This is a genomic window from Fibrisoma limi BUZ 3, assembly GCF_000296815.2.
GTDB classification, from domain to species: domain Bacteria; phylum Bacteroidota; class Bacteroidia; order Cytophagales; family Spirosomataceae; genus Fibrisoma; species Fibrisoma limi.
In genome coordinates, this window is sequence record NC_019017.1 from 143846 (window position 1) to 151932 (window position 8087).

Below are 8087 nucleotides of genomic sequence, written 5' to 3' on the forward strand. Positions count from 1 at the left end.
AATTCGCGTCGCTTCCTGAATTAAACCAGGCATAAGTAACAAACCCAACTTACCGAAGTAGGTTAAGGGCGAAGTCCATCTTTGATTAACCGCTGGAAGATAGTTGCGGGCATTGTATTAGTCAATAGGCGTTTTGGCGCAAAGCGTTCAATTCAGCCGACAAATCGCTAGAAAAAGGAGGTGATTGACCTACCGCACGCTGGAGGAATTTAGGCCCTCTTTAGCTACCTGTAGCAAGTTCCGAAGGGGCAAATAGCTCATAGCTCCTGTTAGGATAGGTGGAGAATCGAGCCGTTCGGATCTTTAAAAAGTGGGCGATGGGTAACCCCCGTTCGGCTTCTACGTGCAGGGCTAAATGCGTTTCATCCCGGTAACCCGTTTGGTGAGCTATCTCGGAGACGGACCCGTTCGTATAGGTCAGTCGCTCAATAGCCTTATCCAAGCGTTGCCGAAGAACGTACCGGCCTAACGTTACCCCTTCAACGGCAAGGAACAAACTACTAAGTTGATAATAGGGACAACCCGTATGTTCACTCAAGTTCCGCAACAGCCCCCGCAACGGTAATATCTGTTGCTCTAATGAGTACTGCAGGGCTGATTTGGTCCGACGAATCAACTGGCTTTCCGATTCGTCCAATAAATCAATGCCCCAGGCGTCGAGGACTTCATCTAGTCGAGATAGCAGCGCCGGCTGCTTTATGGAAATAAAGCCAGGGCCCATAGCGGTTACCTGTATACCGGCTTTCAGTAATTCTTGCCGAATACGATAAATCAATCCGTTGCTGGTCAGACCTTTTACGACTACTGTGGTCGAGTTTCCTTCATCCATTTCTTTGCAGTCCTTCATGAAACAAAAATGATGAACTGTACTGGAAGTTTTTCTACAAAATTCAAAGCCATCTTTACAGTTTTTTGCGAAATGCTCCAATCCAAAAATTTTACAATCCTGTCCTTGAACATCCCCTCGATAAGGCTATTTCAACAGGGCGTTACTGACAGGGTTTTCAAAACGACAGAAGTAGGCAAACGATAATCATGGCCGAAGTGCTTTCACTGTGATTAGTTGACGAAATGTTACGCAAGACCAAACTCAAACTAAAGCCGTCATGAAACAGGCTAAGGCTGCCCAGAAGCCGGACCGCAAGACAACCAAGATGGATGGTCAAGCTAGTAGCTCCAGTCCTAGGAAAGGGATAGACCACAGCAAAATGGATCACGGCAAAATGAAGAAAGATTCTCAACCATCTATTGACACAGCGGGACCCGCAGGTCCCGCTGTGTCAATAGATGGTCAAGGCCGCTTAAATCCAATCCAACGAGTTGCGATCCGGCGCATTCAGATTCCGGTACGTAGCCGGTGTCATGCCCGTTATCTGCTTAAATTGATTCGACAAATAGGACAAGCTGCTGTAGCCCAGCTGAGAGGCAATATCACTAATGGTTAGTTCACGGTAACTTAGTAATTCCTTGGCCCGCTCGACTCGTTGCATGATCCAAAAACGTTCAATGGTCAGGTGCTCAGTGGTCGAGAATATATGGCTTAGGTGGGCGTAATCCATAGCCATTTGCCGGGAGATATAGTCCGATAAGGTGATGTGTAAGGTGGCTACCTGGCCACTTTGGATAAGCTCGATAATCAGCGTTTTTATTTGATTAACAACCCGAGCGTTCCGATCCGTTAACAGTTCAAAGCCTAAGTCTTCCAATCCTTTTTCTAAAGCAGCCAGTTCAATCAGGTCTCGCTCCACGGTTGCCCGGCCTAATTCAAGGTGGCGGACGACGTATCCCTGTCGTTCAAGTTCCTGACGGACGGCCCGCACGCAGCGGTCGCAAACCATGTTTTTAATGTGAAGTTCCTGAATGGCCATTGCAATGCGTTTATGTCCCTGACCGTCGGCCGACGGTCAGGGACTGCTTGGTTAAATTTCTTCTTTTACCGACCCACACTTTAGCATTTTGTCGCCGTAGTAAGGGTTACGAACTTCCCGCTTGTCGCTCAGCCAGGAAGCCCCCTTACCCTCAGCAGCCATCGGACAATACTGCACGTATGCTTTGCCCGGTTTTGTGGCCTTCGCCAGCGATATCATGCTGGTAGAGAGCTTTTCAAACTGTTCGCGCTGGTCATCTACGTCGGTCGTTTTGCTGATGGCGGCTGCGTACGTTTTGGCGGTTGCCAACGCCTTTTTGTCAGCGGCAGATAATTTTGCGGCATCCACTTTACCAAGGGCAGCCGTCAGTGTAGCGGCCTGGGTTTTAGCTTTTGCGGCATCCGTGGCCACAAGGGCATCCTTCACGCTGTAATAAGCGGTTAAAGCAGTAGCCGTATTCTGTGCCCAGACAGTTACGGAAAAAAACGAAAGGCTTACTGTGGCAACGGCTAAACGAATGGTTTTCATGATTGTAATTGGTTGATTAACGGATTGTTTTTTTGCATTAAGTACGCATTGATTAACTTACCCGGAAGTTCAGCATCATTCCGTCGTCTTCATGCTCCAGGTTATGACAGTGGAACACGAACGTGCCAGGGGTTTTAAACTGGGCGATAATACGGACCCGTTCACCCGGCATGACTAACACGGTATCTTTTGGCCCTTTCTCATTCGCATACAACGTGTTACGTCCTCCAACGCGGCTGATGACCTGAAAGAACGTACCGTGCAGATGCATGGGGTGCGGCTCATCGCCTTTACTGTTGTCGAACTCCCAGATCTCGGTATCACCCAGCTTGACCGATTCATCGATACGACTGGCCAGATATGTTTTTCCCCCAATAGTGTGCATACCTTTCATTCCGCTCATTCCGTCCATCCCTTCGGCCGAAATACCGATGTCAAACTGACGGGTTTTAACCGCTGACGCGGTTGACAGTGGGGTTACCGTTGATAGCGAAACTGGCATCCGAAATGGATCGCTTTCCGCCTTGTTGACCGAAAACTTAAGGATGTTAAAGGCCTGTCCGCCCTGTGAGGATGCCCCTGTAAACGTTTCACTCGTCAGGTAAACATCAGTCCCGACGGGTACTTTGCTGAAGTCCACCAGCAAATCAGTCCGTTCGCCGGGTGATAACAGCAAGGCGGTAACGGTTTCCGGAGCCGCCAGCAAGCCACCATCGGTGCCAATAACCTGGAACGGCGCCTTGTTGCTCAGGGCCAGATTATAAATCCGGCCATTGGAACCATTAACAATCCGCAGTCGGTAGGTACGCGTTGACACGGGATGAAAGGCCCCCGCAATTCCGTTAACGGTAACGGTCTCCCCCATGTAGCCAATCATTACATCGTCCATAGTTGGATTGTAAACCGGTGATCCCGCACCATCCAGCCGCTTGTCCTGGATAAGCAATGGAAGTTCAAACGTACCCGATGGCAGATTGAGCGCGCGTTCGTCGGGCGTTTCTATAAGAATCATGCCGGCCAGTCCCATGAACGCCTGTTTAGCCGTTTTTTCGTGGGGATGCGGGTGGTACCAGGCCATGTTGGCCGCCTGATTGATCCGGAATGCATAGGTGAATGATCCGCCTGCCTGCACCAGCTGAGTGGGGTGCCCATCCATTTCGGCGGGAACGAGCAGTCCGTGCCAGTGAATATTCGATTCTTCGGTCAACTGATTGTTGAAGCGAAGCGTTACGTCGGAACCGTTGGTAACCCGGATGGTTGGCCCCAGCGCACCCTGGCGATAACTCAGCATGCGGACGCTTTTACCGGGCAAGATGGCTTCTGTCACCGACGATGCGGTCAACTGTCCGCTGGCGGTTATCGTTTCGGGAAACCGAAGGGGTGTCGTAAATGGAACTTCCGTAATGGCTGGCCCCATGTTTTCTCCACCCGGCGTCATATCCATATTGGACATATCGTGGGTGTTACAACCCGTCAGCAGCCAGGAGCCGGTCAGCGAAGCCGCCGTCCCGAAGCCCAGTGTCTTTAAGAAGCGCTGTCGATTCATTGTCGTTGCGTTTGTCTTGGTTTAACAGTAGCTCTTCCCCGCCGAAGCCCCGGTGAGGAAGCAACGTAGAGGGCAAAACCCGACAAGATGGATAGCAGGCCAAGCACCGAGAAAGCCCGGAGCAGTCCGTTATTGATGTCATCTCGCCCTTGGTAATCCATTGTGTGCAGCATCCATAACAGATCAAATACGCGCCAGGGGTCCGTTCGGACGCTTTGTAGCGTACCTAATTGAGCCGCTACGTACACCGTTGCATGAGCCGGTTGCCGAAATATAACGGCGTAGGCTGGCAGGGGCTTTCCCCGGTATTCGTGATGGTCATTGGTAACCGTCAGATACTCGACAGTCTCTATGGCAGATGAACCCGCAAAGCGCTGTTGGGCTACGGCCGTTGCTTCGGCTTTAGTTAAGGCACCGCGGAGTTGACCCGTGCGGGCATCCGCTAACTGGACGTGCGTCATCAGCGATCCGCCGGTGTGTTGCACCCGGTAGGTCAGTTGGTACACCGGTTGGTGTAGCACGTCGATGAGGGCCACACTAAACACGGAGTCAATACCCTTCTGCTTCAATGCCTGGAAGGCAACCGATGGCGAAGCCAGCGGCAACGAAGCCGAAAAACCAACAGCCGGGCGTTTGAGGTGGTCGCCGTGGATGTCGTCAAGGCTTGACCAACTGAAATACAGGCCACCCAGCGTCCAGAGTAAAAATTGGACGCCGACAAACAACCCTAAATAGCGGTGCGTTTTACGAATGCGCAGGTGCCAGATACGGTTCATAACGAGTTAGTCGGCCTTTTCAGGATGTTTGTGTTCGTGGCGGTTGCCGTCTGCGTGGCCTTCTTCGTGTCGTTCGAGGTAGGCACCGCGCGGCCCAACTCCGTACCGGTACAGCAGCTCTCCGCCCATGTGACTCGCGTGCATGACGAAATAGACCGAGCCGACCAGAACCAGTGCTGTTAGGGCTTCCAGCCAGCGGTAAGGCCGCCATAGCGTAACCATCTTCAGCAGCAAAGCCGTACCCGCCAGCCAGACGGTGTAGCGGGCTAATTGCTCATGATGTTCCAGCACGTGCAGGGCTGACTGACTCAATCCGTGCGTGTGGGGATGGGCCAACGAACTGGCGGCATACGCCCCTACAAAGCCGCCCAGTGCCAATCCGGCAACCTGCCAGTGCAAACCTTTGCGGGGTCGGAAAAGGGCAATGAGCTGGAAGACGGCTGCTACCAGCAGCAGCACCAATGGAAAATGAACCACGGCAGAATGCGCCGTGGGAATTGCGTCAATGGGAGGAGGCATCGAAGCTGGGGACTCAATTTGGGTGGCCTGATGAGTGCCCATCGGATGATGCCCGGTATGGGGTGGCTGATGAACTGAGCTGTCTGGCTGTTTTCCATTGGGATTATCATTCCCTTGGGCCATAATAGCTACCGGGCCACCTAACAAGCCAACCCCAAGTACTAAGCTGGCCAATAGGCCGTTAAGCGTTTTTCTCATTTGTCTGTCCGGTAAAGAGCCAGCGTACCAAACAGGGTGTTCACCTGGCCGGTTTGTGTTATGTCTTTGAAACCACCTTGGTAGAGCATATTGGGAATGCGCCCCTGTATATTCGCTGCCGTTGTGTCAAAGCCATCAAAGAGCTGCAGGCCGTAGGATAGCAGCCGCATCAGTTTATTGGCGGGTTTACCCCAATCCGCCAGCATCAGCATACCACCCGGCGAGAGCACCCGGTGCATCTCCCGGATCGATTGCTGCTTATCGGCATCCGACAGGTGATGCAGCAACAGGCTACAGGTAACCAGGTCCATGCTGCCATCCGGATAAGGCAATGCCGTAGAAAGCCCCTGCTCCAGGACAATGGGCCATCCCGCGACGGCATGCTTTTGGCGGGCAATCGCCAGGGCCTTCTCGTCGCCGTCCAGGCCAAACACGCTGGCATCAGGAAATTGCCGATGCAACAGCAGGGCCAGCGTACCTGTGCCGCAACCGACGTCCAGCACATACCGGGGCTTCCGGTCCCGTATCGGTTCCAGCAGCAGCGACCGGAAGTAATTTTCCCGCATGGTTAGCGCCATCACCCGGTCGTAGAAGGGGGTAAGTCCCTTCCAGCGCAGGGCTGTTTTATACGGAGCAGTGGCCGCCTTCATCCCTTATAGCTTTTTCTCCCACTCGGCGATGAGCCGGTTGTTCAGCGTTACGTAGTCGGTAAACTTTTCCTGCTGAGCTGCCTGCGCTGACTTTTGGGCAGCCGCGATAGCTCCTTTGTAATCGCCGGTGCGGGCCAACAATTTGGCTTGCAGGTGCAGGTAGTTAAAGGCGGGTTTGAGTTCAACCGCCTTTGCCGCCCACGCTAAGGCCTGCTTGGTATCCCGTTCCTGATCGAAGTAATACAGGGCGGCCTGGTAGTATAAGCCGGGCTTTTCCTCTTTTTTGACGTTGATCCGGTCCATAATCTCCGCCGTGACGCGCTCATCGGCGTTGCTTATGACGGGGAAATGCACCGATGTGTTGGCCCAGTTTAGATAGATGTTCCCCTGGTTCCGCACCAGGTCCTGGACCTCAATGGTGAACGATTCGTAGAACCGGGCTGACGAATCAGCTTTGGCGGAAAACCGCACGACATCGTCTTTCTCGTCGTAGCCATCAAGTCCGTGTCCGCCAACGTGCTTGTTCAGAATGATTGTCCAGTCATGGCGATTAGGAATTGTAAACAGCGAGTAGCTACCCGCAGGGAGGGGTTTACCCGCTAACGTAACTGGATCGGTGACGGTCAGGATGGTGGCATCCGAAGCACCGGTACGCCAGATTTTGCCGAAGGGCACTAACCCGCCAAAGATGGTACGTCCTTTAACCGCCGGGCGCGAATAGGCGATGGTCAGGTCCGTGAAGCCTATCTTTTGTTTGATCGTCGTTGGCGGGGATGGTTCGGGTAGACTCAGTTGAGCGAGTGCCGGTCGGACCAAACTGATGGTCAACAGGGCAAACGCCAGCATTCGACTAACAAAGGGGTGTATCATCGGTTCGTTTTAGATTAGTACTTAAGAACAATACCATTGGGCTTCTTGCCAACGGCAATGTCTTTAAGCTTCGTACGCTTGACTACGTCCACCACCGACACCGTAGCGGCTCCCTGATTGGTGACAAAGGCCGTTGCGCCATCTTTTGTAAAGGCAATAGCGTGGGCATCGAGTCCAGTTATTACCTCACCCATCTTCATCCAGGCGTTATTCATTCGCTCAAAAATGACCACTTTGTTGCCCGTCCCCGCCTGACTCACCCAAAGTTCATTGCGGGTGGCGTTGTAGGCTGCGTAACCCGGCGTAAAGCCAAGGGGCACCGTTTCAACCACGGAGAGGGTGGCCACATCGATGACGCTGATGCTCTGCCCCTTTTCATTATCGACGTACATCTTCCCATCCGTGCCGGGCCAGGCTCCAACCGGGTCTTCCCCCACGGCGATGGTCTTGACGACCGACTTGTCGGCCACTTTAATGACCGTCACCGAATTGCTCATGCCGTTGGCCACAAAGGCATACTGACCATTCGCCGACATGGTCACCTCGGCGGGTTCCATGCCAACGGTAACGGTATTTTTCAGCGCCATCGTGCTGGCATTGTAGACCAGCACCTTACCCACTTTGTCCATCTGGGAAGTCCAGATTTCGGAGCCATCGGGTGAGAACACCGCGTTATGATTCATAACCGGGGTCTGCTGGTTTTGCGTGGTTTGACCTGTCACAGGATTTACGATCAGGACGCGGCCTTTCATTCCCATCGTTCCGCCCGTATGGCCGGCACTGAGGTCCATGCCTGGCACACCAATGCCTAAATGGCTGCCATCGGGCGAAAGATAGATGTGATGGGGCCACATGACCATATCGGTCATGCCCATGCTGCCATGTCCGCCCGAAGCATCCCCGAACGAGATGGTTTCTTTAACCTGTTGACCCGATAAGTCAATAACCGACAGGCTATTCCCCTCGGCATTGACGACGTAAGCCGCCGGATAGTTAATGTTCAGGACAGGCTGGCTGTTGTTCATGTCGTCCATGTTCATACAAGCTGACAGAGCAGCAAGCGGCAACAGAGCCGCCGTTTTAGCATATTTATTCATTGGCTTACTGGTTTAATGAATTCGTTTAACGATAT

General features: G+C 52.9%; 9 protein-coding genes. All 9 read right to left on the reverse strand.

Translation table 11 applies throughout. The features are described 5' to 3' along the window. Positions 1-220: 220 nt before the first annotated feature. The 9 genes from BN8_RS31260 to BN8_RS31300 all read right to left on the reverse strand — a co-directional run bounded on the left by BN8_RS31260 (position 221) and on the right by BN8_RS31300 (position 8052). The gene (locus BN8_RS31260; protein ID WP_040007259.1) at positions 221-847 is read right to left on the reverse strand and encodes a helix-turn-helix domain-containing protein; all 627 of its coding nucleotides are present in this window, start codon (positions 845-847) and stop codon (positions 221-223) included. Between the two features lie 454 nt (positions 848-1301). Then, complete coding sequence (locus tag BN8_RS31265; RefSeq protein ID WP_015057000.1) at positions 1302-1868, reverse strand: helix-turn-helix domain-containing protein; 567 nt, start codon at positions 1866-1868, stop codon at positions 1302-1304. A gap of 51 nt (positions 1869-1919) precedes the next feature. Further along, on the reverse strand, positions 1920-2396 hold the full coding sequence (locus BN8_RS31270; protein ID WP_015057001.1) for a DUF3347 domain-containing protein: 477 nt from the start codon (positions 2394-2396) through the stop codon (positions 1920-1922). 52 nt (positions 2397-2448) lie between these two features. After that, positions 2449-3942: a multicopper oxidase family protein gene (locus BN8_RS31275; RefSeq protein WP_015057002.1), complete on the reverse strand. Its 1494-nt coding sequence runs from the start codon at positions 3940-3942 to the stop codon at positions 2449-2451. Beyond that, positions 3939-4718, reverse strand: a complete 780-nt coding sequence (locus BN8_RS31280) for a hypothetical protein (RefSeq protein ID WP_015057003.1) — start codon at positions 4716-4718, stop codon at positions 3939-3941. The genes BN8_RS31275 and BN8_RS31280 overlap by 4 nt, the downstream gene beginning before the upstream one ends. A gap of 6 nt (positions 4719-4724) precedes the next feature. Next, entirely contained in the window at positions 4725-5435 is a 711-nt protein-coding gene (locus BN8_RS31285) for a DUF2231 domain-containing protein (protein WP_015057004.1), read from the reverse strand. After that, a complete protein-coding gene (locus tag BN8_RS31290) occupies positions 5432-6085 on the reverse strand; it encodes a class I SAM-dependent methyltransferase (RefSeq protein WP_015057005.1) in 654 nt (217 codons plus the stop codon). The genes BN8_RS31285 and BN8_RS31290 overlap by 4 nt, the downstream gene beginning before the upstream one ends. Before the next feature lie 3 nt (positions 6086-6088). After that, entirely contained in the window at positions 6089-6955 is an 867-nt protein-coding gene (locus tag BN8_RS31295; protein ID WP_015057006.1) for a DUF2911 domain-containing protein, read from the reverse strand. A 14-nt stretch (positions 6956-6969) separates the two neighbouring features. Then, positions 6970-8052 (reverse strand): YncE family protein, encoded by a 1083-nt coding sequence (locus tag BN8_RS31300; protein WP_015057007.1) that lies wholly within the window; start codon positions 8050-8052, stop codon positions 6970-6972. Positions 8053-8087: the final 35 nt, after the last annotated feature.

Excerpts from the sequence above, each read along its gene's own strand:
- BN8_RS31275 (WP_015057002.1), bottom strand. The coding sequence starts at position 3,942 with ATGAATCGACAGCGCTTCTTAAAGACACTGGGCTTCGGGACGGCGGCT.
- BN8_RS31290 (WP_015057005.1), bottom strand. The coding sequence starts at position 6,085 with ATGAAGGCGGCCACTGCTCCGTATAAAACAGCCCTGCGCTGGAAGGGA.
- BN8_RS31295 (WP_015057006.1), bottom strand. The coding sequence starts at position 6,955 with ATGATACACCCCTTTGTTAGTCGAATGCTGGCGTTTGCCCTGTTGACC.
- BN8_RS31265 (WP_015057000.1), bottom strand. The coding sequence starts at position 1,868 with ATGGCCATTCAGGAACTTCACATTAAAAACATGGTTTGCGACCGCTGC.
- BN8_RS31285 (WP_015057004.1), bottom strand. The coding sequence starts at position 5,435 with ATGAGAAAAACGCTTAACGGCCTATTGGCCAGCTTAGTACTTGGGGTT.
- BN8_RS31300 (WP_015057007.1), bottom strand. The coding sequence starts at position 8,052 with ATGAATAAATATGCTAAAACGGCGGCTCTGTTGCCGCTTGCTGCTCTG.
- BN8_RS31270 (WP_015057001.1), bottom strand. The coding sequence starts at position 2,396 with ATGAAAACCATTCGTTTAGCCGTTGCCACAGTAAGCCTTTCGTTTTTT.
- BN8_RS31280 (WP_015057003.1), bottom strand. The coding sequence starts at position 4,718 with ATGAACCGTATCTGGCACCTGCGCATTCGTAAAACGCACCGCTATTTA.
- BN8_RS31260 (WP_040007259.1), bottom strand. The coding sequence starts at position 847 with ATGAAGGACTGCAAAGAAATGGATGAAGGAAACTCGACCACAGTAGTC.